This window comes from Dyella sp. ASV21, from assembly GCF_016428975.1.
In the GTDB taxonomy this organism is placed as follows: Bacteria; Pseudomonadota; Gammaproteobacteria; order Xanthomonadales; family Rhodanobacteraceae; genus Dyella.
This window is the reverse complement of the sequence record NZ_JAELTT010000062.1, coordinates 1-23654: the sequence shown is the minus strand read 5'-3', so window position 1 is coordinate 23654 and position 23654 is coordinate 1. Positions and strand designations below refer to the sequence as shown.

General features: G+C 64.3%; 25 protein-coding genes, 1 tRNA gene, 1 other RNA gene and 1 pseudogene. 16 read left to right on the top strand and 12 right to left on the bottom strand.

The window, feature by feature from the left end; all coding sequences use genetic code 11:
- The first annotated feature begins 58 nt into the window (after positions 1 to 58).
- From JHD67_RS16890 to cydX, 7 genes are all read left to right on the top strand, one after another.
- Positions 59 to 2362 carry a DUF1631 family protein gene (locus JHD67_RS16890; protein WP_199100396.1) on the top strand — a complete coding sequence of 768 codons (2304 nt, stop codon included), beginning with the start codon at positions 59 to 61 and terminating at the stop codon, positions 2360 to 2362.
- A 5-nt stretch (positions 2363 to 2367) separates the two neighbouring features.
- Positions 2368 to 2721, top strand: coding sequence for a PilZ domain-containing protein (locus tag JHD67_RS16885; RefSeq protein WP_199100395.1), 354 nt, complete (start codon positions 2368 to 2370; stop codon positions 2719 to 2721).
- A gap of 120 nt (positions 2722 to 2841) precedes the next feature.
- Entirely contained in the window at positions 2842 to 4164 is a 1323-nt protein-coding gene (pepQ, locus tag JHD67_RS16880; RefSeq protein WP_199100394.1) for a Xaa-Pro dipeptidase, read from the top strand.
- 170 nt (positions 4165 to 4334) lie between these two features.
- The gene (cydP, locus tag JHD67_RS16875) at positions 4335 to 4577 is read left to right on the top strand and encodes a cytochrome oxidase putative small subunit CydP (RefSeq protein ID WP_199100393.1); all 243 of its coding nucleotides are present in this window, start codon (positions 4335 to 4337) and stop codon (positions 4575 to 4577) included.
- Positions 4577 to 6154, top strand: a complete 1578-nt coding sequence (locus tag JHD67_RS16870) for a cytochrome ubiquinol oxidase subunit I (RefSeq protein WP_343214388.1) — start codon at positions 4577 to 4579, stop codon at positions 6152 to 6154. Before cydP ends, JHD67_RS16870 begins: the two co-directional genes overlap by 1 nt.
- Before the next feature lie 10 nt (positions 6155 to 6164).
- Positions 6165 to 7295, top strand: a complete 1131-nt coding sequence (gene cydB, locus JHD67_RS16865; protein WP_199100391.1) for a cytochrome d ubiquinol oxidase subunit II — start codon at positions 6165 to 6167, stop codon at positions 7293 to 7295.
- 15 nt (positions 7296 to 7310) lie between these two features.
- Complete coding sequence (cydX, locus tag JHD67_RS16860) at positions 7311 to 7445, top strand: cytochrome bd-I oxidase subunit CydX (RefSeq protein ID WP_199100390.1); 135 nt, start codon at positions 7311 to 7313, stop codon at positions 7443 to 7445.
- A gap of 293 nt (positions 7446 to 7738) precedes the next feature.
- On the opposite strand, the gene JHD67_RS16855 is transcribed toward cydX, so the two are convergent.
- Both JHD67_RS16855 and JHD67_RS16850 read right to left on the bottom strand, forming a co-directional pair.
- Positions 7739 to 9049, bottom strand: a complete 1311-nt coding sequence (locus JHD67_RS16855) for an aminopeptidase P N-terminal domain-containing protein (RefSeq protein ID WP_199100389.1) — start codon at positions 9047 to 9049, stop codon at positions 7739 to 7741.
- The gene (locus JHD67_RS16850) at positions 9046 to 9609 is read right to left on the bottom strand and encodes a UPF0149 family protein (protein ID WP_199100388.1); all 564 of its coding nucleotides are present in this window, start codon (positions 9607 to 9609) and stop codon (positions 9046 to 9048) included. The genes JHD67_RS16855 and JHD67_RS16850 overlap by 4 nt, the downstream gene beginning before the upstream one ends.
- A 102-nt stretch (positions 9610 to 9711) precedes the next feature.
- On the opposite strand from JHD67_RS16850, the gene JHD67_RS16845 reads away from it, so the two are divergent.
- From JHD67_RS16845 to rpiA, 6 genes are all read left to right on the top strand, one after another.
- Entirely contained in the window at positions 9712 to 9951 is a 240-nt protein-coding gene (locus tag JHD67_RS16845) for a TIGR02449 family protein (protein ID WP_199100387.1), read from the top strand.
- Complete coding sequence (locus tag JHD67_RS16840) at positions 9944 to 10267, top strand: cell division protein ZapA (RefSeq protein WP_199100386.1); 324 nt, start codon at positions 9944 to 9946, stop codon at positions 10265 to 10267. The genes JHD67_RS16845 and JHD67_RS16840 overlap by 8 nt, the downstream gene beginning before the upstream one ends.
- 6 nt (positions 10268 to 10273) lie before the next feature.
- Positions 10274 to 10460: non-coding RNA, 6S RNA (ssrS, locus tag JHD67_RS16835), on the top strand.
- A 94-nt stretch (positions 10461 to 10554) separates the two neighbouring features.
- Entirely contained in the window at positions 10555 to 11175 is a 621-nt protein-coding gene (locus JHD67_RS16830; protein WP_199100385.1) for a 5-formyltetrahydrofolate cyclo-ligase, read from the top strand.
- Complete coding sequence (locus JHD67_RS16825; protein WP_199100384.1) at positions 11172 to 11636, top strand: EVE domain-containing protein; 465 nt, start codon at positions 11172 to 11174, stop codon at positions 11634 to 11636. The genes JHD67_RS16830 and JHD67_RS16825 overlap by 4 nt, the downstream gene beginning before the upstream one ends.
- A gap of 28 nt (positions 11637 to 11664) precedes the next feature.
- On the top strand, positions 11665 to 12306 hold the full coding sequence (gene rpiA, locus JHD67_RS16820; RefSeq protein WP_199100383.1) for a ribose-5-phosphate isomerase RpiA: 642 nt from the start codon (positions 11665 to 11667) through the stop codon (positions 12304 to 12306).
- Positions 12307 to 12394: 88 nt separating this feature from the next.
- Here rpiA and JHD67_RS16815 read toward each other — a convergent pair whose 3' ends face one another.
- From JHD67_RS16815 to rplM, 5 genes are all read right to left on the bottom strand, one after another.
- On the bottom strand, positions 12395 to 14509 hold the full coding sequence (locus tag JHD67_RS16815; RefSeq protein ID WP_199100382.1) for a S53 family peptidase: 2115 nt from the start codon (positions 14507 to 14509) through the stop codon (positions 12395 to 12397).
- 329 nt (positions 14510 to 14838) lie between these two features.
- The gene (locus JHD67_RS22645; RefSeq protein ID WP_255557354.1) at positions 14839 to 14967 is read right to left on the bottom strand and encodes a hypothetical protein; all 129 of its coding nucleotides are present in this window, start codon (positions 14965 to 14967) and stop codon (positions 14839 to 14841) included.
- A 563-nt stretch (positions 14968 to 15530) separates the two neighbouring features.
- A tRNA-Gln gene (locus tag JHD67_RS16810) sits at positions 15531 to 15604 on the bottom strand.
- Between the two features lie 54 nt (positions 15605 to 15658).
- On the bottom strand, positions 15659 to 16051 hold the full coding sequence (gene rpsI / locus JHD67_RS16805; RefSeq protein WP_199100381.1) for a 30S ribosomal protein S9: 393 nt from the start codon (positions 16049 to 16051) through the stop codon (positions 15659 to 15661).
- Positions 16052 to 16060: 9 nt separating this feature from the next.
- Positions 16061 to 16489: a 50S ribosomal protein L13 gene (gene rplM / locus JHD67_RS16800; protein ID WP_114238961.1), complete on the bottom strand. Its 429-nt coding sequence runs from the start codon at positions 16487 to 16489 to the stop codon at positions 16061 to 16063.
- A gap of 140 nt (positions 16490 to 16629) precedes the next feature.
- Here rplM and JHD67_RS16795 point away from each other — a divergent pair, with 140 nt between their 5' ends.
- A complete protein-coding gene (locus tag JHD67_RS16795; RefSeq protein ID WP_233171986.1) occupies positions 16630 to 17841 on the top strand; it encodes a (Fe-S)-binding protein in 1212 nt (403 codons plus the stop codon).
- A complete protein-coding gene (coq7, locus tag JHD67_RS16790; protein WP_199100379.1) occupies positions 17838 to 18479 on the top strand; it encodes a 2-polyprenyl-3-methyl-6-methoxy-1,4-benzoquinone monooxygenase in 642 nt (213 codons plus the stop codon). Before JHD67_RS16795 ends, coq7 begins: the two co-directional genes overlap by 4 nt.
- A gap of 84 nt (positions 18480 to 18563) precedes the next feature.
- Here the strand turns inward: coq7 and speD are convergent, their stop codons facing one another.
- Positions 18564 to 19349 carry an adenosylmethionine decarboxylase gene (gene speD, locus JHD67_RS16785; protein ID WP_019465856.1) on the bottom strand — a complete coding sequence of 262 codons (786 nt, stop codon included), beginning with the start codon at positions 19347 to 19349 and terminating at the stop codon, positions 18564 to 18566.
- A 359-nt stretch (positions 19350 to 19708) separates the two neighbouring features.
- Between speD and crp the strand changes: the two are divergent.
- Positions 19709 to 20324: pseudogene (crp, locus tag JHD67_RS16780) on the top strand (cAMP-activated global transcriptional regulator CRP).
- Positions 20325 to 20389: 65 nt separating this feature from the next.
- Here crp and JHD67_RS16775 read toward each other — a convergent pair.
- The 4 genes from JHD67_RS16775 to trpD all read right to left on the bottom strand — a co-directional run.
- Positions 20390 to 21373, bottom strand: a complete 984-nt coding sequence (locus JHD67_RS16775; protein ID WP_199100378.1) for a bifunctional helix-turn-helix transcriptional regulator/GNAT family N-acetyltransferase — start codon at positions 21371 to 21373, stop codon at positions 20390 to 20392.
- A 171-nt stretch (positions 21374 to 21544) separates the two neighbouring features.
- Positions 21545 to 22246 carry an HAD family hydrolase gene (locus JHD67_RS16770; RefSeq protein ID WP_199100377.1) on the bottom strand — a complete coding sequence of 234 codons (702 nt, stop codon included), beginning with the start codon at positions 22244 to 22246 and terminating at the stop codon, positions 21545 to 21547.
- Positions 22247 to 22250: 4 nt separating this feature from the next.
- Positions 22251 to 23045 carry an indole-3-glycerol phosphate synthase TrpC gene (gene trpC / locus JHD67_RS16765; protein WP_199100376.1) on the bottom strand — a complete coding sequence of 265 codons (795 nt, stop codon included), beginning with the start codon at positions 23043 to 23045 and terminating at the stop codon, positions 22251 to 22253.
- A 42-nt stretch (positions 23046 to 23087) separates the two neighbouring features.
- The coding region (gene trpD, locus JHD67_RS16760; protein WP_199100375.1) for an anthranilate phosphoribosyltransferase at positions 23088 to 23654 on the bottom strand (567 nt) is incomplete at its 5' end.

Below are 23654 nucleotides of genomic sequence, written 5' to 3'. Positions count from 1 at the left end.
TCGGCTCGAGAGCGTCTTAGACTGCGGTCAATTCCGGGGGGAACTCACTAGGTCTGCCATGGATGTCGAACAGCAGGGTCGACGTCAGCCGTTTGCATCCGATCGGGACGCTCGCCCCGAGCATGCCGGCTGGCCGCCGCGTACGCGACGCCTGATCGAAGAAACCCACGCGCTGTGCGTCAGCTGGCTGGAAACACCGTTGCGACTTTGCCTGGGCGACGTCGAGCAACGCCTTTACAGCCAGGCCGAGCGCTCGCGCAATCACCTCGAACAACAGCAATGCCTGTTCAGCCGCCAACTGCTGCAACAGCAGCGCCCTGCGGTGGAGCGCCGCTTTCTGGAAGGTTTGCGCCAGCAATTCAGCAAGCTGGGCGCACCCATGGTGGTTACGGAAGAAGCCGACGCCCCGCGCCGTCCGCTGGAACTGCTCGACCAGACCGAGCACGAGCAGACGGTGGCCCTCGACAAACTGGTGGCACGTGGCGAAGCCCGCCATGGCACGGCGCTGTTCGAATTGGGTTATCGCCTTGCGGTGCTGGTCGCCCTGCCGCCGCTGGAAGGCCACGCACTGCCGCTCGGGCCGCAGGCACTCGCCAGCGCCTTTCGCGACGCCGGCAGCGACCTGGAGCTGCCGGTTGAACATCACTTGTTGATGCTGCAGAGCTTCGACACCGCCGTGGTACACACGCTGGCGTCGCTCTATGAAACGGTCAACGAGCATCTGCGCAGCGACGGCATCCTGCCGCAGCTACGCGCCTTTCCAACGCCGCCGCGCACGCAGGTCGAGCGCACGGCCCGTGGTGGCGGGGAAGCGGCCGCCGCAGGCCCGTCGCGCGGCGCAGCCAGCGCGCACACTGCCGCACCCGCTGCATCGCTCGGCACGCTCGGCGCCGCCCACCCGGCGCGCAGCGACAATATCGCCGTGCTCGACAATCTCCGCGAAATGCTCGCCCAGCATCGCGCCGGCCAAGGCGCACTGAACTACCAGGCGAGCGGACGCGCCGCATCGCCGGAAGAACTGCAATTGGCGCTGGATGCCCTGCAGCTCCATGTCAGCGACGTTGCCGACCAGGCACGCCGCGAGCTGCTCAGCGCACAGGCCCTGCGCGACGAGTTGCTCGACCAGCTCAACACCGGCAAGGCCGCCGGAGCCGGACGCACCCACCTCACCGACGAGCAGGGCGACACCGTCGAGCTGGTCGCCATGCTGTTCGAACAACTGGGCGGACAGCTCCCGCGCAACGGCAGCGCGCATTCGCTGCTGGGCGATCTGCAACTGCCCTTGCTGCGCATGGCCGTGGCCGACCAGGGCTTTTTCAACCAGCGCGAGCACCCCGCGCGCAAGCTGCTCGGCATGGTCGCCGAAGCGGCCAACGACTGGCTGGATGGCCCCGATGGCGACGGCGACCGCAGCCTCGCCGCCAAGCTCAACCAACTGGTGGAACGCGCTCGCCGGGAACCGCCCAGCACGGGCTTGTACACCAGCCTTTTGGCCGATATCGAACACCACCTGGGCCTGCTCAATCGCAAGGCGCAAATCGCCGAGCGCCGCCAGGTGGAAGCCATGCAAGGGCGCGAGCGGTTGGAACAGGCGCGTCACCGCGCCGCCGAGCTCATGGCCGAGCGTTTCGAGCGCTGCAACCCACGCGGCATGCTGCGCACCCTGTTGGAACGCGCCTGGTCCGACGTGCTGGCCCTCACCCTGCTCCGCCATGGCGAGGACAGCGAAGCCTTCAGCCACCGCTTGCGCATTACCGATCAACTGCTCGGCCAGCAACCGATGCATGATCGTCATCTCTTGCAGGCCGAAGTGGAGTCAGGCCTGCAGCAGATCGGCATGCACGCGGAAGAAGCGGTGCAGGTGGCGCAGCGCCTGTTAGGCACGCCGGCACGCGCGCCAGCCGCCAGCGACACCGCAACCACCACCGAGATCGCGCTCAAGCTCAAGCAGCACCAGCGGCTGGGCGAGCATGTAGCGCCCGAGACGCCCGCGCCCGTGCCGGCGGCACTGGCAGCGCCAGCGCCCCCGGCCGAATCGCAGGAACAGCGCATCCATCAACGCTTGCGCCAACTGCCGTTCGGCAGCTGGTTCGAGTTCATCGACCCGGCCAACGGACACATCACGCAACGCAAGCTGGCATGGTATTCGCCCGTCTCCGGCAACAGCCTGTTTGTAACCCGTCGCGGCCTGCGCAGCGAAGAAATGACCTTGCAGCAACTTGCTCATGAAATGGCCTGCGGTCGTGTGCGTGAAATGCCGCCCATGCGCGACAACCTGCTCGACCGTGCGTGGCATGCCCTCACCAGTCATCTGCGCGGCGTGACCCGGTCGCCCGCGGCCTCGACGCAACACGGAGCCTGACCGGCATGAGCGAGAACATCGCCTCCATGGACCAGCGCCGGGCCTTGCGCAAGCACGCCAACTTCAGCGCCGTCGTCACCGATGTAATCAGCGGCCAGCCCATGGGCCACCTGGGTAACCTGTCGGCCACCGGCATGCTCTTGATCAGCTCGCACGCGCCTCGCAGCGCGGCGATCTACCAGATCAGCCTTTCGCTGCCTTCGCCGGGTCGTCTGCCACAGATCATCGAGGTGGGCATCCAGGAGCAGTGGCACGAGGAAGCCGCCAGCCCGGGACAGGTGTGGTCGGGCTACCGCATCGTGGCCATCGACGAGGCCGACGCCGCCCTGCTGGATGCCTGGCTCGACCAGCCGGCCTAATCGCGGGTCATCCAGGCCGGCCCCCAAGACTGGCAGGCAGCGCACGGGCGGGCCATCATGCAGGGCTCGTCCCCACTTGCCTGCCGGTCGCCTGCGCCGCAGGCGCCTCCAGGAGTTGCCATGCACGACCGTCTCGCCCCGCTTTATTCCCAGCACCTGGCCACACTGCGTGGCCATGCGGACAAGGCGCTCGCCCTGGGCGGGTTCGACCACCTGGTCATCGCAGCCGGCACCCCGCTGCGCAAGTTCCTCGACGACCAGGATTACCCCTTTGTCGCCAACCCGCATTTCCGCCATTGGCTGCCGCTGACCGATGCGCCGGGCAGCTGGATCGTCTACACCCCGGGCAAGAAGCCCAAACTGGTGTTCCTGCAGCCCAAGGATTACTGGCATGTGGTGCCTGCCGCGCCGAGCGGCTACTGGGTGGAGCACTTCGACATCGTGATCGTGCGCAACGCGACGGACGCCGTGGCCGAACTGCCGGCCGCCACCACGCGCCGCGCCATTATCGGCCCCGAATGCCCGAGCATGCCGGGCGCCGAAGCGAACAATCCGCAGACTGTGCTCGATTACCTGCATTGGCATCGCTCGTACAAGACCGCGTATGAGCTGGAACTGATGCGCGAAGCCAGCCGCATCGGCGCACGCGCGCACCGCGCCGCGGAACACGCATTCCGGGCCGGTGAGAGCGAGTTCGCCATCCATATGGCGTACCTTGCCGCGGCGCGTCAGATCGACGCCGAGCTACCCTACGCCAGCATCGTGGCGCTCAACGAACACGGCGCCGTGCTGCATTACACCCACTTCGACCGCACCGCCCCGGCGCAGAGCCGCTCGTTCCTGATCGATGCGGGCGCCAGCGCTGCCGGTTACGCCAGCGACATCACGCGTACTTATGCCGCCGCCGGCCACGACGAGTTCCAGGCGCTGATCGACAGCGTGGATGCTGCCCAGCGTGATTTCGCCGCGCGTGTGCGGCCGGGCCAGAGCTACCCGGAGTTGCATATCCACGCGCACCACGTGCTCGCCACGGTACTGCGCGAACATGGCGTCATCCGCATGGATGCCGAGCGCGCGGTGGCTACCGGCGTCACCTCGGTGTTCTTTCCGCATGGCCTGGGCCACCCCATCGGCCTGCAGGTGCATGACGTGGCAGGCTTCCAGCAGAACGAGATGGGCGGCAGCATCGCGCGCCCGGCGGGGCATCCCTACCTGCGCATGACCCGCACGCTGGAACCGGGCATGGTGGTCACCATCGAGCCGGGCCTGTACTTCATCGACATGCTGCTGGACGAGCTGCGCGCCAAGCCGGAAGCCAACGACATCGACTGGAAGAAGGTGGAAGCGCTGCGCCCCTACGGCGGCATCCGCATCGAGGACGACGTGGTATGCACCCACGAGACCCCCGAGAACCTCACCCGCGACGCCTTCGCCCAGCGCTAAACGTTCGCGTGCCCGGCAAGTCGCTTAGGCGCGGCTTGCCGGGCGGCGATCGATAGCACATTCCTTCCCACCTGCCACTGCGGCCCGCTGTCGCTGCGGCAACACTCCGCACGACAACTTCACATGTGTTGCGTATGCTCCTCGACGTTACGTTCAGGGGGGCCCACCGCATGCCCATACCATCTGCCGAACCGGTGTCTTCCGGCGCGACCAGCGCCGATCCGCCGCGTCGAACGCTGCGTCGTCTCGCGCGCGAACTCATCCTGCTGGTGATCGCCAAGATCGTCCTGCTCACCCTGATCTGGTGGGTGGCCATGGCACCCTACGCACGCCCTGACACCCGCCCCGCCGCCATGCAGCAGTTGCTGGCGCCGGCCTCCGCCTCTTCCTCCTCGCATACGGACAGTCCATGATCATCGACTCCGATGTCGTCACGCTCTCACGTCTGCAGTTCGCGCTGACTGCGCTCTATCACTTCCTGTTCGTGCCGCTCACCTTGGGCCTCGTGTGGATACTCGCCATCATGGAGAGTGTCTACGTGATGACCGGGCGCGAAGTATGGAAGCGCATGGTGCAGTTCTGGGGCGTGCTGTTTGGCATCAACTTCGCCATGGGTGTCGCCACCGGCGTCACCATGGAGTTCCAGTTCGGCATGAACTGGGCCTATTACGCGCATTACGTCGGCGATGTATTCGGCACGCCGCTGGCCATTGAAGGACTGATGGCCTTCTTCCTCGAAGGCACCCTGGTTGGCTTGTTCTTCATGGGCTGGAACCGCATTTCGCGCGTGGCGCATTTGCTGGTGACCTGGTTCCTGGCGCTGGCCACCAGCCTTTCCGCGCTGTGGATCCTGGTTGCCAACGGCTGGATGCAGAACCCGGTGGGTTCGGCCTTCAATGCCGAAACCATGCGCATGGAAGTGACCTCGTTCTCGGAGGTGTTCTTCAACCCGGTGGCACAGGCCAAGTTCGTGCACACGGTGAGCGCCGGCTACGTGCTGGGCTCGATGTTCGTGCTGTCGATCAGCGCCTGGTATCTGCTGCGCGGCCGTAACGTGGATTTTGCCAAGCGCTCCATGACCGTCGCGGCGAGCTTTGGCCTCGCTGCCGCGCTGTCGGTGGTGGTACTGGGCGATGAATCCGGTTATGCGGTCTCGGAAAACCAGAAGATGAAGATGGCCGCCATCGAGGCCATGTGGGAAACCGAGCCCGCGCCGGCCTCGTTCACCGTGTTCGGCATCCCCGACGTGGAGAACAAGACCACGCACTATGCGGTGCGCGTTCCCTGGGTCATGGGCCTGATCGGCACACGCTCGATCGACAAGCCGATCCCCGGCATCGCCAACCTGGTGGAAGACACCAAGGACCGCATCGACAACGGCATTCGCGCCTACGACGCCATGCTGGTGCTGCGCGAGGACCGCAACAATGCGCAGGCCAAGGCCATTCTGGCCGCGCACGACAAGGACCTGGGTTACGCCCTGCTGCTCAAGCGCTTCATGGACGACCCACGCCAGGCCACGCCGGCGGATATCCAGAAGGCCGCCGACAGCACCATTCCCAACGTGCCCGTGCTGTTCTGGTCGTTCCGCCTGATGGTCGCCTGCGGCTTCTACTTTATTGCACTGTTCGCCTTCTCGTTCTGGCAGGCCAGCAAGCGCCAGCTGGAGAAGCGCCGCTGGTATCTCAAGCTCGCGCTATGGAGCCTGCCGCTGCCCTGGGTCGCCGCGGAACTGGGCTGGATCGTGGCCGAGTACGGCCGCCAGCCGTGGGCGATCGAAGGTGTGTTGCCCACGGCGCTGGGTGTGTCCAGCGTCACGGCGGGTCAGGTATGGACCTCGTTGGGCGGCTTCGTGCTGTTCTACAGCGTGCTGGCCATCATCGACGCCGTGTTGATGGTGAAGTACGCACGCAAGGGGCCGGATGGCCTCGGGCTGTGGCCGCCGGCCGAGCCTGCGCCTTCCGTCGCTGCCGCACCGGTCCGGGCCTGAGGAGAACACCATGTTCGATTACGAAACCCTGCGGGTGATCTGGTGGGCCCTGCTTGGCGCGCTGCTGATCGGCTTCGCCATCATGGACGGCTTCGACTTCGGCATCGCCGCGCTGCTGCGCGTGCTTGGCCGCACGGACGACGAGCGACTCGTGCTGCTGGAAACCATCGAACCCACCTGGGAAGGTAACCAGGTGTGGTTCATCCTGGGTGGCGGCGCGGCCTTTGCCGCATGGCCGGCGCTGTACGCGGTGTCTTTCTCGGGCATGTACCTGGCGATCTTCCTGGTGCTGCTCGCCTTTATCATGCGACCGGTGGGCTTCAACTTCCGCGGCAAGATCCACGACGCGCGCTGGCGCAGCCTGTGGGACTGGGTGCTCACCCTCTCCGGCGTGGTGGTGATGCTGATTTCGGGCGTGGCTTTCGGCAACCTCTTCCTGGGTGTGCCGTTCCAGTTCGACGGCAACCTGCGCATGAGCTGGCATGGCAGCTTCTTCGAACTGCTGCACCCATTCGCCCTGGTCGCCGGCCTCGTCTCACTGACCATGCTGCTCGCGCATGGCGCCAGCTGGGCTGCCTACAAGGCGGACCACGTGATCGCCGATCGTGCCGTGCGAGTGGCCCGCTGGAGCACGCTGGCCTATGTGGTGTGCTACGTGCTCGCCGGCATCTGGCTGGCCTACGGCGTGAAGGGCTACGCCATCATCGGGCCGGTGGTGACGGGCGGCGTATCCAACCCGCTGTACAAGGAAGTGGCCCACGGCAGCAGCTGGTTCGCCAGCTACATGCAGTACCCGTACTTCTGGGCCGCGCCGGTGCTGGCCTTCCTTGGCGCCATCGGCGTACAGCTGAGCATCGCCAGAAAGGGGCTGGGCAGCTTTATATTCAGCAGCCTGATGGTGGCCGGCACGATTCTCTCGGCAGGCTTTGCGCTGTTCCCGTTCCTGCTGCCCTCCAGCATCGACCCGCGCTCCAGCCTCACCGTGTGGGACGCCTCCTCCAGCCGCGGCACGCTCGCGCTGATGTTGGGCGCCACGGTGGTGTTCCTGCCCATCATCATCATCTACACCAGCTGGGTGTTCCGGGTGCTGCGCGGTCGCGTGACACTGGAGCACGTTCGCCAGTCCGGCCATACCTACTGAGAGAGGAACGACACCATGTGGTATTTCTCCTGGATTCTTGGCCTCGGCCTGGCATGCGCGTTCGGCATCCTCAATGCGATGTGGTACGAGGTACACGCCACCGACGAGGCACATCGCCGCAAGGAGCCGCGGCCGCCGGCAGGGCATTGATCACCTAGCCCCACAGGCTTGGCCATGAGCCCCGGGAATGGCGCGTGATGGGCGCCATCCCGGGGCTTTTTTGTGGGTGTTGTCGAGTGGTCGGGGGACGATTTTGAGCAGGCGTGCGGGGTGGGCGAGGCAGACCATGCGGGTTTCACGCCGGTCCAGCGCCACCAGCCTGCCACGGACAAGAGACCGCTTGCAGCGAGCACGCCATAGCTCAGGCCAAGGCGCGGAGTGCGAATAGAAGCAACCGACGAACCACCTGCCGAAAGCGCCAACAGCTCGGACAGGAGCGCGCCTCAGCGCGCTGCCAACAGCGCCTCGATCTCATCGGCATCCTTCGGTACGCCGGCGGTCAACACCTCGTTGCCATCGCGCGTCACCGCCACATCATCCTCGATGCGAATACCGATGCCGCGCCAGCGTTCGGCCACGCTCATATCGCCCGGCGACACATAAATACCCGGCTCCACCGTCACCACCATGCCCGGCTCGAGCACGCGCGGCTCGCCATCCACGCGGTAGTCGCCCGCATCGTGCACATCCAGGCCCAGCCAATGCCCCGTCTTGGCGGGGAAGAAGCGCTTGTAGCTGCCTTCCGCGATGGCCGTATCCGCATCGCTCTTGAGAATGCCGAGCGCGCACAGACCTTCCGCGATCACGCGAACCGCCGACTCATGCGCGGCACTGAAGGAGCGCCCGGGACCCACGTCATCGATGGCGGCCAACTGCGCGGCGAGCACCACTTCGTACAAGGCGCGCTGCTCGCGGCTATAGCGGCCATTGATGGGAAAAGTGCGCGTGATATCGGACGCGTAGCAATCCACTTCCGCGCCGGCATCCACCAACAACAGATCGCCGTCGCGGAGCACGGCGCGATTGGCGGTGTAATGCATCACGCAGGCATTGGCGCCACTGGCCACGATGGGAGGGAACGCCGGCACCGCGCCACGGCGGCGCATCAGGCCGAGAATCTCCGCCTCCACTTCGTATTCATGGCGTCCCGCCAACGCAGCGCGCATGGCGGCCAAGTGCGCTTCGGCCGCAATACGGGCGGAGGCGGACATCAGCTTAAGTTCGCCGCGCGACTTGTACAGCCGCAGGTCATGCAGCAAATGACCGAGCGCCACGAATTCCTTGGGTACCACGCCGCCACCGCGCAGCTGGCGCAGCCGGCGCATCCAGCCAAGCAACTGCGCGTCGAATTCCGGCTCGCGGCCAAAATGGCAGTAGACGCGTGCGCGCCCCTCGATCATGCCGGGCAGAATGTCGTCGATATCGTCGATGGGGAATGCATCGTCCATGCCGTGCACGCTCACCGCGCGATCGGTGCCGATGGATTCGCCATGCCAGCGCTCGTACTCCTCGTCGCGCTCGCGGCAGAACAGCACGGCCTCGCCATGCTTGCGGCCCGGCAGCAATGCCAGCACGGCTTCGGATTCGGGAAAGCCCGAGAGATAGTGCAAATCCGAATCCTGCCGGTATGGCCAGTTGGCGTCGGCATTGCGCACCCGTTCGGGTGCTGCGGCGATCAGCAGCACCGCGTCATCGCCAGCCATGCGCATGAGCTGGCGACGGCGACGCGCGAATTCCTCGGCCGAAATAGTCAATGCACGGTATCGCTGTTGGAGGCGGGGCGACGACCACACTCGGCAAACAACAGCATGGCGCCCATGCGCACGAATTCATGCACTTCGATCAAGGCGTCCTCGTCTTCGCCTTCGTCGCCAAAATCGAACGACGACGAGGCAATGGTGCCCAGGTCGCGCAGGATCTCCTGCGCCTCATCGGTGAGCTTACCGTGCGCCTCGGCGCCGGCCAGGCCAAAACCGCCGAGGAACCCGCGGCACCACTCCACCAAGGCATCGGCACGCTCGGGCAGCGGGCGATCATCCGCCGGCATCAGCGGCTCGAAACCCAGCTCCGGGTCGGCCAGCTCGGCCTCGGTCTGCTGAACCAGCGTATCGAGGAAGGCAAGGTCCTGTGCGCTCGGCGTAGCCGCCTCGGCGTCCACATGCAGGGTTTCCAGCAGCGCGCCCTTGGCGATGCGGCCGCTGCCGGACAGGAAGCCGCACAGCGAACCATGAAGCTCGCTGGACTCGACCCCCAGTTGCAGACGGGCGACGGCGTCGTCCAGTTCGTCGTAGCCAATCGGCTCATTGGTGGTCATGGTGCAGCTCCGTTCAAGTCAAGACGGCAGTTTAATGCAGCGCCCCCGGAAACGCCGACCAGCCTGATGTTTTCGCCGGACCTCCTGTTATAGTTCTGGGTCATGAGCGCCTCCGATTCCGTCAAGCCAGACCCCGTAAAGCAGGAGCTTGCCGCCCTCGGCGAGCAGGTGGACCGACTGCTCGACATGGTGCGCCGTCTCAGCGAGGAAAATCGCAGCCTGCGCCATAGTCAGGAGCAGCTGGCGAACGAACGCGCCGGCCTGATGGCGCGCAATGAGCAGGCGCGTAGCCGCGTCGAGGCAATGATCCAGCGACTGAAGGCGCTCGAGAACAATGGCTGAGAGCAGCGTGACTCCCCCTGCCAATGAACCGGTCGCCCTGCGTCTGGTGGACCGCGAGTTTTTGATCGCCTGCGCGCCGGACGAGCGCGAAGGCCTGCTGGAATCGGCGGCGTACCTTGACCGCAAGATGCGCGAACTGCGCGCCAACGCCAAGGCTCCGGGCTTCGATCGCCTGGCGGTACTGGCCGCCATCAGCGTGACGCATGAGTTCTTGGCGCTGCGCAAGCAGCACACTGGTGGTGACCAGGGCGTGAGCGACGGATTGGCAACATTGCGACGCAAGCTTGAAGCGGCACTGGACGCCCACATAAAATAGCCACGGCGTTATCTGCGGTGTGCGCCAGCACACTCTTACATTTGCCTTGTTCCTAAATACGGCCCCGGGTCGGCTTTTCATTGGTTGTTGTGCATGTCCGCCACGTGCGGAAAGCCTTGAAACCATGTCGCCCTCCCACCTGATCCATCGTGGATCAAGGTCGTTTGGTGGGCAGCGGCATCGCGGTTAACGCCACCTATTCCCTCATACGGCGCCTCAAGGCGCCGTATGTTCAAGGGCCTCTCGCAGGACGTTGTGGCGGGCACCCCTCAGCAGGAGACGCGAACGTGGACGCTATCGCCCAGCGACGCGAATTACGCCGGGAACTGGCCGCGCAACGACGCGCGCTGACGCCCGCCCAACGCATCACCGCCGCCCAAGGCCTGCGCCGCAGCCTGGAACAGTTGCCCGAGTACCTTACCGACGCCCGCGTGGCCGGCTACTGGGCCTGCGACGGCGAGTTGCCGCTGAACCTGATTATTCCCCCGCTGGCTGGTCGCGGTCAGCAGTTCCTGCTGCCGGTGATCGGCCCGCAGCATCGCCTGCAGTTCGCCCCCTGGCAGTCCGGCGAAGCGGTGCAACCCAATCGCTACGGCATCCCTGAGCCAGCCGAGCCCAAGGAGTTGCTGGAACCGTTCCAGGTCGACCTGGTACTGGTGCCGCTGCTGGCTTTCGACCGCCGTGGCAACCGCCTGGGCACCGGAGGCGGCTATTACGACCGCGCATTTGCCTTTCTCAATGAACAGGTGCGCCCGACCGAGCCACTGTTGGTAGGCATTGCCTACGACTTCCAGGAGCTCCCCCAGGTCGATGAAGAACCCTGGGATGTGCCGCTGGATTTCATCGCCACCGATCGCGAACTGATCGACTGCCACGCCACCGGCGAAGATGGAGCAGCCCACGCATGACCAGATCACCCCAGTACTGGCTGATGAAATCGGAGCCAGACGCGTTTTCCATCGATGACTTGAAGCGCAAGGGCCAGGAGCCCTGGGACGGCGTACGCAACTACCAGGCGCGCAACTTCATGCGCGATGGCATGCGCGTGGGCGACAAGGTTTTCTTCTATCACTCCAATTGCGCCGAACCGGGCATCGTGGGCATCGCCGAAGTGGCCACCGACGCCTATCCGGACCCCAGCCAGTTCGACCCCAAGAGCAATTACTTCGACGCCGCCAGCTCGCGCGACAATCCGCGCTGGATGCTGGTGGAGGTGAAGTTCGTCAAGAAGCTCAAGCACACCATCACGCTCAAGGCGCTGCAGGCCGAGCCCGCGCTCGCCGACATGCCGCTGGTGCGCAAAGGCAACCGCCTGTCGGTAATGCCGGTGGGCGCCGCGGAATGGCGCCACATCCTGACGATGGAATAACCCTTTTATCCCTTATCGGAACGCACTCATGAGCAACGCCAACGAAAAACGCCTGGCCGGCGAAGCCGCCATCCGCTACGTGGAGGACGGCGCCATCGTTGGCGTCGGTACCGGCTCCACCGTGGCCTTCTTCATCGATGCGCTGGCAGACTTGAAGGATCGCATCCAGGGTGCGGTGTCCAGCTCAGAGCAGTCCACCGCGCACCTCAAGCGCCTGGGCATTCCGGTGCTCGATCTCAACGCGACCGGCCCGCTTTCGCTCTACGTGGACGGCGCGGACGAATGCGACCCGCACAAGCGCCTCATCAAGGGTGGCGGCGCGGCACTCACCCGCGAAAAGATCGTGGCGCAAGCCAGCCAGAAGTTCGTATGCATCATCGATTCGAGCAAGCAGGTGAACCTGCTGGGCAAGTTCCCGCTGCCGATCGAGGTGATCCCCATGGCGCGCAGCCTGATCGGTCGCGAGATCGTCAAGCGCGGCGGCAACCCGGTATGGCGCGATGGCGTGGTCACCGACAACGGCAACTGGATCATCGATGTGCACGGTTGGCAGATCGCCGACCCCGTAGCGCTGGAGACCGATCTCAACCAGATCCCGGGCATCGTCAGCGTGGGCCTGTTTGCACGCCGACCGGCAGACGTGGTGCTGGTGGGCGACAAGCTGCTGTAACGCGCTCACCACTTCAGCAACTCGCACCAAAGAAAACGCCTCCCGGATGCCCGGGAGGCGTTTTTGCTTGCACGATATCAATCGCGGTTTATGGCCAGGCGTTGACCAGGTTGGCCGCGTTGACCGTGCCGATGCCCGTGGCGAAGTCCCAGCCGGTACCTGTGCCATAGGCCTTGGCATAGCTGCTGGTGGAAGTGGACAACACGCCATTGGTGCCGGACGGGCGATAGCAACTGTGCGTGCCGGTGCAGTTCACATCGATGTCGCCCTGCGTCACGTCATAGAAGATGCAGCTGCCACCCACGCCATTGCCATTGCTGGAATTGCATGAGGTGCTGCCGCTGCTGCCGTACTCAGTCTTGGCCAGCGAGTACAGGGTCGGGTTCGGATTACCCACGCTGGCACCGATCTTCTGGTTCACCAGGGCCTGGATGCCCGCCATGATGGGCGCCGCGAACGACGTACCACCTGCGCCGGCCCATGCACTCGGCGCACCCGTGCAGGCCACGCCGCCGCCAGCGGTGTTGCTGTAGCAATAGACGTAGTAGTGCCCCCACACGCCATTGGCTGCGAACAACGACACATCCGGGATGTCACGCACGCCATCGGCAGGATTGCCGAGGAACCCCGACTGCCACGACGGCTTGGCCGTGCCCTTGCAGGTGCCGCTCACCACACCCGTCGTGCTGGCCTTGCCGCTGGCGCAGCCGCTGGGGCCACCACTGCCCGACGCGGTGGTCAGGTAGTAGGCCTTACCGGTAGCGCTATTGCAGAAGCCACTGGTGCCGTACGGCGTGCTGTAGCCGCTCTTGGTGGAGATGAGCACACTGGCGCACGAGTCGTTCCACGGAATCTCCGGGATGTACGACAACGCAGAGCCATACGTGGACCCATTGGTCGAGCTCCAGTAAGTGCTATTGGTGCCGGCATACGTATCGCCGAAGTCGGTGCCGCCCACCGCCACGTTGTATGGCGTGGAAGCAAAACCGCTCACTGCGATGCCATGCGTTGCCTTGGTCTGGTTGGCGTCACAACTAGCCGCGCCTTCGTCACCGGAGGACACGTATACCGACACGCCTTCCGCCGCCGCCTGCTGATAGGTGGAGATATACGCCGCATTCGCGGTCGCACCGTTCTCCGCCTCGCACTCGCCGTAGCTCACACTCATGATGGACGGCGGCGTGCCGCTAGCGTTGATCAGGTTCTGGATGGCGATGAGGCCACCAAACGTGGTCGACGTATCCGCACACGAAGCCAACTCCAGCGCGGCGCCCGGCGCGGCCGCACCCGCCCACTCCACATCCAGTTCCGCCTCGCCGTCGTTACCCGTCACCACGCCCGGGTTGGTACAACTGCCCGGATGCACCTGGGTGAAGGTGGCGGCCGGCAGGCCGAAGGTGGAGCGGAAGGTGGTGATGTCGGCCGTCGAATACACATTGGTGTCTTCGATCAGCACGATGGTCTGACCCGTGCCGGTAATGCCGGCGGTGTACAGCGGCGAGAAGTTGTAGATTTTCGCCAGATCGGCCGGCACTACTGCCTGGTAGGTGCTGCCACTACTGGTAAACGTGTAGTCGCCATGCGGCTTGGCGTTGGTATGCGGACGGAAGTCATGCAGCGACACCACACCCTGCACCACCGAAGCAAACGCTGCCGGAATCTGCGGTTCGCTCATGTTGGCGATGTGCGAGGCGTTGCCGACGCTCAGGTGATGAATCGCAGTATTGAAGGCGCTGCGCACCTGGCCGGCGGTACCCGAAAAGTCGATCATCATGCCGCTGGGGTAGACGCGATTCACGGTGAAACCATGTGATTTCAGCCAGCCGGTGATCGCATCGACATCCAACTGCGATGGACCGTATTGCTGACCAAACTGCTCGGCGGTGATCCACTTGCGATAGTTCGGCGAGCCTGGTGTCTGCTGCTCCTCCATGAACTTGGCCAGCGCTGCCTCGCGATCAGCCGGGCGCTTGAGCAGCAACTGCAGGTGCTCCAGCGACTGACTATCGGAAACGGCGCCGCGATCGTTCTCGGACGTGGCATAGGGCGACACATTGCCCGGCAGCGCCACGCGATCGTTATCGTTCACGCCACGCGTAACTTGCGGCGCAGACAGCACGCCCAGGGTGGACGCACTCGCCTGGACAGCGAAGGTCGCGCCCATGCCAGCGACGAGCAGCGTCGCCAGCGATTTTGCGGTCATCCGACCGCTAGCCTTAGTGAATCTCACGTTGATTCCTCCCGCATGGATGTTTCGGAAAGGACATCAGGTTGCACGCCGCCGCACTCCCCCGAGCAAGGAGCGTGACCCGATGTGCCTACGTAAGAACTTGCTTGCCGCTCCCCTATATGACCCGACCGAGACAAGGCCGGACGGCACATTCAGCGATACCGCCAAATTGCTTACGTCGACCTTTCGTAAACGATGCTCATGCAAAAAAAGCCCGCAAAACGGCTCGGGAATCACATTTTTGTGTAGGGGCGGCAGCATGAATTTGCGGAATATGAGCAATTTCATGCGCGCCAAAGCGCTCACGCCATCCGCATATGGACGTCCAAACGCGAACCGCGCGCATCACCGATGTCACGCACCACTGAAGCACACGGCCCCATGGGGAGCATGGCCCGCTGGAAGGAATCCAGTGCAATGACGTCGATCATCGAATGCTCATGCGAAGGAAGGATTCGAAGGTGCCGTAGCCAGGACCCGCTGTGCGTCGGCCCAGATTGACGTACTGCCTGCGGGCGGGATATCGCCCCCATCCCAGCAACACCGATGCCCCAAAGGACAAGGCACGGGATGTTCCGAGTGGCCTGGTTCGCCCCTGGTACGTCAGATCAAAAACAAAAAGTCCGCCATGATGCGGGCGCCTTGAGGTTGGACGCCTGGGATTGTTCGCCCCCTCCATGGGGCTCCCCCTACGCGCTGCGCGCTCCGGGGCCAGCGCGTTGCGCTGTCCAAATTCGCTCCAGACGAATTTGTCGAACATGGTTCGTCTCCTGTACCCCAAACCAAAACAAAAGGCCGCGATGATGTGGGCGCCTTTAGTTTGGAAGTCTGGGATTGTTCGCCCCCTCCATGGGGCTCCCCCTACGCGCTGCGCGCTCCGGGGCCAGCGCGTTGCGCTGTCCAAATTCGTTCCAGACGAATTTGTCGAACATGGTTCGTCTCCTGTACCCCAAACCAAAACAAAAAGCCCGCCATAAAGGCGGGCTTTTTGTTTTGGCTGGGAGACTAGGATTCGAACCTAGATAAACGGAGTCAGAGTCCGTTGTCCTACCGTTAGACGATCTCCCAAAACCCTGCTGAGCGGTGCGCTCTGACTTGGTGCACCGGCCAGTCGAAGCGCGATTAGCGCTTCGAGAACTGGGTAGCGCGGCGGGCCTTATGCAGACCGACCTTCTTGCGCTCGACCTCGCGGGCGTCGCGGGTCACGAAGCCGGCCTTACGCAGCGGCGACTTCAGGCTTTCGTCGTATTCGATCAGGGCGCGGGCGATACCGAGACGGATCGCACCAGCCTGGCCGGTGATGCCGCCACCGGCGACCGTCACCTTGACGTCGAACTTGTCGGTGGCTTCGATCAGTTCGAGCGGCTGGCGCACGATCATTCGCGAAGTTTCACGACCGAAGAACTGCTCAAGGCTCTTGCCGTTGACAGTGATCTCGCCCTTGCCCTTGCGCAGGAACACGCGGGCGGCGGAGGTCTTGCGGCGGCCGGTGCCGTAATTCTGCTGGATCGCCATGATGATTCCTTAGATTTCCAGCGCCTGCGGCTGCTGAGCGGTATGCGGATGTTCGGCGCCGCCGTACACCTTGAGCTTACGGTACATCGCGCGGCCGAGCGGATTCTTCGGCAGCATGCCCTTGACGGCAATTTCGATGACGCGCTCCGGGTGCGTGGCCAACAGATCCTTCAGACTGGTGGTCTTCAGGTTGCCGACGTAGCCGGTGAAGCGGTGGTACATCTTGTCGTCCAGCTTGGCGCCCGTGACGGCCACCTTCTGCGCGTTGACCACGACGATGTAGTCGCCGGTATCAACGTGCGGGGTGAATTCCGGCTTGTGCTTGCCACGCAGACGGCGGGCGATCTCGGTCGAAAGTCGACCGAGCGTCTTATCCGTGGCGTCAATCACGAACCAATCGCGCTTGACGCTTTCCGGCTTGGCGCTGAACGTTTTCATTTCAGAATACCTGGTCTGCCGCCTCAAGGGCGGTACACGTAATCGGTGGAACAAAGGCGCGAGATGATAACGGAGTTTTCATCAATCGCGCAAGCCCACCGACCGGCGGGCTGCGAGCTGGCAATGATAACATGATAACTATGGCGCTTGAAAAGCCCCCCCACACTCTAAAACAGAACATCGCTGCACTCGCCGACCAGTGCGTGCAGTGCGGCCTTTGCCTGCCGGTATGCCCCACTTATGCGCTGGACGGCAATGAAGCGGAGTCCCCGCGCGGGCGCATCGCCATTGCGGCGGCGTTGGCGCGCGGCGACGCCGAGCCCACGACAGCGCTGCGCACGCACCTCGATCACTGCCTGGGTTGCCTCAACTGCCAGCGGGTGTGCCCCGCCAACGTCAAGTATGACGAACTACTGGTGGAAACGCGGGCGCTGATCGGCCCATCGCCCACACGGCCACGCCAGCTGCTGAGCCTGTTGCGGCAGCCCACGCTGTTGCGCATGGCTGCCAGCTTGGGTGGCGCCGCCGGCCTGGCGCGCTGGAAGCAGCGACTCGCGGCGCGCCTCCCCGCTGACTCGACCTGGCGCGCGGCGCTGCAATCCTTGCCGGAACCCAGCCCCATAGAGCACGTGCCCTCGGCGCCGGAACCACAGGCCGCCGATGCGCCGCACCTGGCCTTGTTCCCCGGCTGCGTGGCCAGCGTGGAGGATGCCGCTGCGGAAGCGGCAGCCCTCACCCTGCTGCGCGCCGCCGGATATCGGGTAACGCGCCTGCCCGCCTTCTGCTGCGGCGCGATGGATTTGCATGGGGGCGACATGGTGACCGCCGAGCGCCTTGCCGAACGCGTGCGCGAGAGCTGGCTGGCTTGTGGCGCGCCGCCGATGCTCAGCGTTACGCCCGGTTGCCTGGGCACGCTACGGCGCGCCCTGCCCGATACGGCGGTGATGGACCCACTCACCTTGCTTGCCGAGCGTGCGGACCGGCTGTCGTTTCGCCCCCTTGCGCGCCGCGTGGCCCTGCACCTGCCGTGCACTCAGCTCAATGTGGCGCGCAGCGAAAGCGCGCTTATTTCGCTGCTGCGCAAGGTGCCGGCACTGGATGTGGCGACGGTGCCGCGACCGCCGCACTGCTGCGGAGCCGCGGGCACGCACATGCTGGAGTTCCCCGAGCGGGCCGCACGCCTGCGTGAAGGGGTGCTGGGACAGATCGCCATCTTGGCGCCGCAACAGGTGTTGTCGTCCAATATCGGTTGTCGCCTGCACCTGGCGGCGGGCATGGACGAACACGGCCGGCACTGGCCGCATCAGCACCCGCTGACCCTGCTGGCGCAGCAATTGGAGATAACGCCATGAACGTACGTACGCTTTCCCCGCTCGACCGCCTGTTGGCCGGTGTTGAGCGCGCGCTGGAGACCGTGGCCGGCTCGCCGGAAGCGGCCCGCCCCTCGCCCGCCCATGCGTTCGACGAAGCCGATATGGACGACGCCGAGCGTCGCCATGCCGCCGGCCTGATGCGCATCAACCATACCGGCGAGGTTTGCGCTCAGGCGCTGTACGACGGCCAGGCCGCGCTGGCGCGCAACGAAGACAACCGTGAGCATCTGCTGCATGCCGCCGCCGAGGAAACCGACCATCTGGCCTGGTGCAACGAGCGCCTGAAGGAGCTCGACAGCCGCCCCAGCCTGCTCAACCCGCTGTGGTATGTCGGCAGCTACGCCATTGGCGCGCTGGCCGCACTGGCAGGCGACCCGGTCAGCCTGGGCTTCGTGGTGGAGACCGAGCGCCAGGTGGAGGCGCATCTGGAGGAGCACCTGGACAAGCTGCCGGCGCAGGACGAACGCTCGCGCGCGGTGCTTGAGCAGATGCAGGCCGACGAGATCCGCCACGCACACAATGCACGCGAGCGCGGCGGCGTCGATCTGCCCTTCCCCATCCCGGGATTGATGCACCTGAGTTCGATGGTGATGAAGACGGTGGCATATCGGATTTGACAAGGGCGGCACCGAGGCATGCCACTGCTCGCCCTCAAAGAGCGGCAGTGGATAAGAAAAACCCGCCTTTCGGCGGGTTTTTTCTTACATCAGGTTGCGTCCGTGGAACAGTTCCTCGATCTCGCGGCGCAGCAGCGACTCGATCCGCTGGCGCTCCTTGAAGGAGAGATCGTCGGCATGCGCCTCGAAGAGGTAGGTATCAAGATCGAAGTCCTTGATATGCATCTTCGTGTGGAACATGTTTTCCTGATACACATTCACGTCGAACATTTCGTACTTCTGGCGAATGTGCTTGGCCAGATAGTCCTGCACCGAGTTGATCTTGTGATCGATGAAGTGCTTCTTACCCTTCACGTCGCGGGTGAAACCGCGCACACGGTAGTCAGCAATGACGATATCCGACTCAAAGCTGTCGATCAGGTAGTTCAGGGCCTTCAGCGGCGAAATCACGCCACAGGTCGCTACATCAATGTCCGCGCGGAAGGTCGCAATGCCATTGTGCGGATGCGTTTCCGGGTAGGTGTGGACGGTGATGTGGCTCTTGTCCAGGTGCGCTACCACTGCATCGGAGATGGTGTCGCGGCCCAGCTTCTCGACCACCGGCTCCTCGGAAATGAGGATGGTGACGGAGGCGCCTTGCGGGTCGTAGTCCTGGCGTGCGATGTTGAGGATGTTGGCACCGATGATTTCGGCCACATCCGTCAGAATCTGGGTCAGGCGATCGGCGTCATACTGCTCATCGATGTATTCGATATAGCGTTGGCGCTGCTCTTCGGACACCGCATAGCAGATGTCGTAGATGTTAAAGCTCAGGGCTTTGGTCAGATTGTTGAAGCCCTGCAGACGCAGGCGCGGAAGGGGTTTCACCACAGCGACTCTCCATGACCGGTACTGTACGGCCAGCAGTAGAGGCGGGTTAGCTACAAGGGTCCCCGCTGGATAATTCGACGTGAAGGCAGGAAGCTTCCACGACCCTTGTGACCGGAGCGAGACAGTATCGCGTCCGAAAGACCGTGAAGTATGCGGCAAAAAAAGGGAAAACTGAACCTTCGGCAGGTCAGGTTAGTTTGCCATAATGCCCGGAGGGGGGAAGATTGGACCTACCGCAGGCGCCTCAGCGCCGTCGGATTGAATCTACGGGACACATCGTGGCGCAACTTAAATATCAGCTACAGCAAGCATTTGAACGTTCCCAGGCACCGGCCAGCTTTGCCCCGGACCCGGCCTCGATGGAGCGCTTTCTGGCGCTTTGCCACCGGCGCCGCTATCCGGGCAAGACGGCCATCATCCGTCCTGGGGACCCGGCCAACACCTTAGTATTACATCGTGGACGGCTCGCTGGCCGTGTGCACGGAGGACGAACAGGGTCGCGAATTGATCCTGGCTTACCTGAGCCGAGGCCAGTTCATCGGCGAAATGGGGCTGTTCGTGGAACAGGCCCAGCGTGAATCCATGGTGCGCACCCGTACCGCCTGCGAAATGGCCGAGATCAGCTACGAACGCCTGTTCCAGCTGATGGAAGGCCCGCTGCGCGAAGAGTGCCCCAAGATTCTGTTCGCCATCGGCTCCCAGCTGACCCACCGCCTGCTGCGTACCTCGCGCCAGGTCAGCCGCATGGCCTTCATGGATGTGACCAACCGCATCTCCAAGACCCTGCTGGACCTGTGCCAGGAACCGGATGCGATGACTCACCCGGAAGGCACCCAGATCCGCATTTCGCGCCAGGAAGTGAGCCGCATCGTGGGCTGCTCTCGCGAGATGGTCGGTCGGGTGCTCAAGCAGCTGGAAGAGCAGCGCATGATCGACGTGGCGGGCAAGACCATCGTGGTGCGCGGCACCCGCTGAGCGGAGCCTACGCAACACCGCCACACCCAACGTCCCGGCCTTGCCGGGACGTTGTCGTTTGGGCCTCAGCCCCGAGCGGCGCGTGCCGGGCGTCTCTTGCCGGGCTGGTACACCATGTAGACATCGGCTCGCTCGTAGTGCGAACCGGCTCGTACGCTGGGCTGAAGCACAAAGCCCACCTGCTCGTACATGCGCAACGCCGTCTTCAGCCGGCTGTTGGATTCCAGGAACAGCTCGCGGCCCTCGCGGCGATGAAATTCAGCGATGGCCGCCGCCAGCAGACTGCGCCCCGCCCCCATCCCGCGGAAGGTTTCGTCCACGCCCATCTTGGACAGCTCGTACACCCCGGGTGATTCCTGCAGCAGCGCGCAGGTGCCGATCACCTCGCCCGCCAGGCGCGCAAAGAAGATCGCGCCACCCGGCGCCAGCACATAGCGCTCCGGGTCGCCCAACAGCTCGCGATCGATATCCTCGATACGGAAGTGGCGCTCCAGCCACTGCGCGTTGAGCCGGTAGAAATGGTCTTTCAGCGCCGGCGCGTAAGGAATGATCTCCAGCTCGGCCGAGGTCAGCGCCGCATGCTCAGCCAGCATGGCGTCCACCACGGGACGTTCTTCCAGCGCTTGCTCGGTAGCGGCCAGGGCCGCCAGCAGCGTTGTCAGGCCCTCTTCCCCCAGCGAGCGCATGATGCCCCGGCGCACCGCCACCCAGATCGGACCCAGCGCCGACAGCGCCGACTGACCCTTCTCGGTGAGCACCAGCAGGCTGCGGCGACCGTCCTGGGCATCCTTCTTTCGCTGCACCAGCCCCGCGTCCACCAGCTTGTCGGCCAACTGGCTTACCGCCGAGTGGGTCTGGCCGATCGCCAACGCGACATCGCTCACCGTGGTTTCGCCGTGCTCCCACAGAAAGCGCAATACCGGGAACCAGCGTGATTCCACCCCTGCCCCGCAGGAGCGATAGACCTCGTCCACGGCTGCATAGAAATGATCGCTGAGTGATTTGAGCCGACTACCGAGGGCTAACTGAGCAAGCGACGGAAGGTACATAACGGGCCCCAGAACAATTATGTAAGCACTAACGTAAATACAAGCCGCACCCATGGGCAAGTGCCCGGCGCACGGCATACGAAGAAGCGCGCCGGTACGCAAGTCGCGCACCGGCATCGCTTCTTCATCGAATCATCCAAGAACGGAAGGCGCCCGGCGGCGAACGCCAGGTTAGAACCAGTCCACGCGGGTAATGGTGCGCCCCAACGCCCTTTCCAGCTTCTTGCACAGCTTGGGCGTCCCGTTGACCAGCACCGCCTCTGCCGCGGGCTTGAGCATGGGTGCATCGACCACTGAATCGCTATAGGCCACATGCCACTCGCCAATGCCGGCCGCCGTAAGGCGCGCGGGCTTGCGTCGCCCCACGTTATGCAGCTTCACCCGCATACCCAAGGGCCCGGCGCGCAACTGCGAAGCGAATACCTCGACACCCTCGATGCCCAACTCCGCCAGGATGTGGCTGACCAGTTCGTGCTCGCAACCAGTGACCACGATCACCCGGTCGCCAGCCGCCTGGTGCTGGCGCAACACGCGCAAACCATCCCGGCAGAACTGGCGCGGCTTGCGCACCAGGCTGGAGCCAAAGGCCTGGGCGACGGCCCTGTAGCGACGCTCATCCAGGCCCAGCAGCGCCACGTGCACCAGCGGGCGCAAGGCCAGCTTGCGCGAGAACGGCGCCACCACGGTGATCCACGGCAACATCAGCGCCGCACCGAGCTTGCGCAGCACGGAGCGCTGGTAGCGATCGCGCATGAACAGATGAAAGGCGTCGCCGTGAATCAGTACGCCATCGAAATCGAACAGCACCACGCGCGGCGCAACCACAGCCGGTTCCGCCGTGGTCGGCTCCGATTGAATTTCCCCGGTCGACATGTGCTTACTGATCGGCGAACAGACGCTTGAGCTCCGCCCCTGGATCGCTGGCGCGCATAAATGCCTCGCCAACCAGGAACGCATTGATGCCGGCATCACGCAGCAAGGCAACATCGTCGGGCGTGTGAATGCCGGACTCGCTGACCAGGATGCGGTCGTACTCCATCAATTGCTGCAACTCCAGCGACGTCTCCAGCGAGGTATGGAACGTGCGCAGGTTACGGTTGTTCACGCCGATCAGCGGCACCGGCAACGCCAGCGCCCGTTCCAGCTCCTCGGCATCGTGCACTTCGCACAGCACGTCCAGGTCCAGCTCCGCCGCCAGCAGCGACAGATCCAGCAGCGCGGCATCGCTGAGCGCCGCCACGATGAGCAAGATGCAGTCGGCGCCGATCACGCGCGCTTCGTACACCTGATAAGGGTCGATCACGAAATCCTTGCGCAGGACCGGCAGCGAACACGCGGCGCGCGCCTGCTGCAGGAAATCCTCGCTGCCCTGGAAGAAATCCTTGTCGGTCAGCACCGATAGGCAGGCGGCGCCGCCCTGCTCGTAGCTGCGCGCGATGGCGGCCGGATCGAAATCGGGGCGAATCACCCCCTTGCTCGGGCTGGCGCGCTTCACCTCAGCGATCACCGCCGGCAAGCCGTTCTCGATCTTGGCTTCGATGGCGGCGGCAAAGCCGCGCGTATCGGGCAGATCGCCCACCCGCGCGGACAATTCCACGAGCGGCAGTTTGGCGCTGCGCTCGGCGACCTCTTCGGTCTTGCGGGTAAGAATGCGCTGAAGAATATCGGTCATAACGGCAGCTTGCGATGTCGGGGCATGAAGGGAGCGTGAGCGTCAGGCGGCTTGCGCCAGACGCCGTGTAGTCGCTACGAAGTCATCCATTTTTGCACGGGCCGCGCCACTGGCGATGGTCTGTCGCGCCAGCTCGATACCCGCTCCGATGGAGTCCACCACATTGGCGGCGTAGAGGGCCGCGCCTGCATTGAGGCAAACGATATCGTGCGGCACGCCGCGACGGCCCTCCAGCGCTTCGAGCAACATGGTGCGCGATTCCTCGGCATTCTCCACGCGCAGATTGCGACTGGACGCCATGGACAGGCCGAAATCTTCCGGCTCCACCTCGTACTCGCGCACTTCGCCATCGCGCAACTCGCCCACCAGGGTGGCCGCGCCCAGCGAGATTTCGTCCATGCCATCACGGCCCCACACCACCAGCGCGTGCTTGGCGCCGAGCGCCTGCAACACGCGCACCTGGATGCCGACCAGATCGGGATGGAACACGCCCATCAGGATATTGGGCGCATCGGCCGGGTTGGTCAGTGGACCCAAAATGTTGAACAGCGTGCGCACGCCCATTTCCTTGCGCACCGGCGCCACCACTTTCATCGCCGGATGATGGTT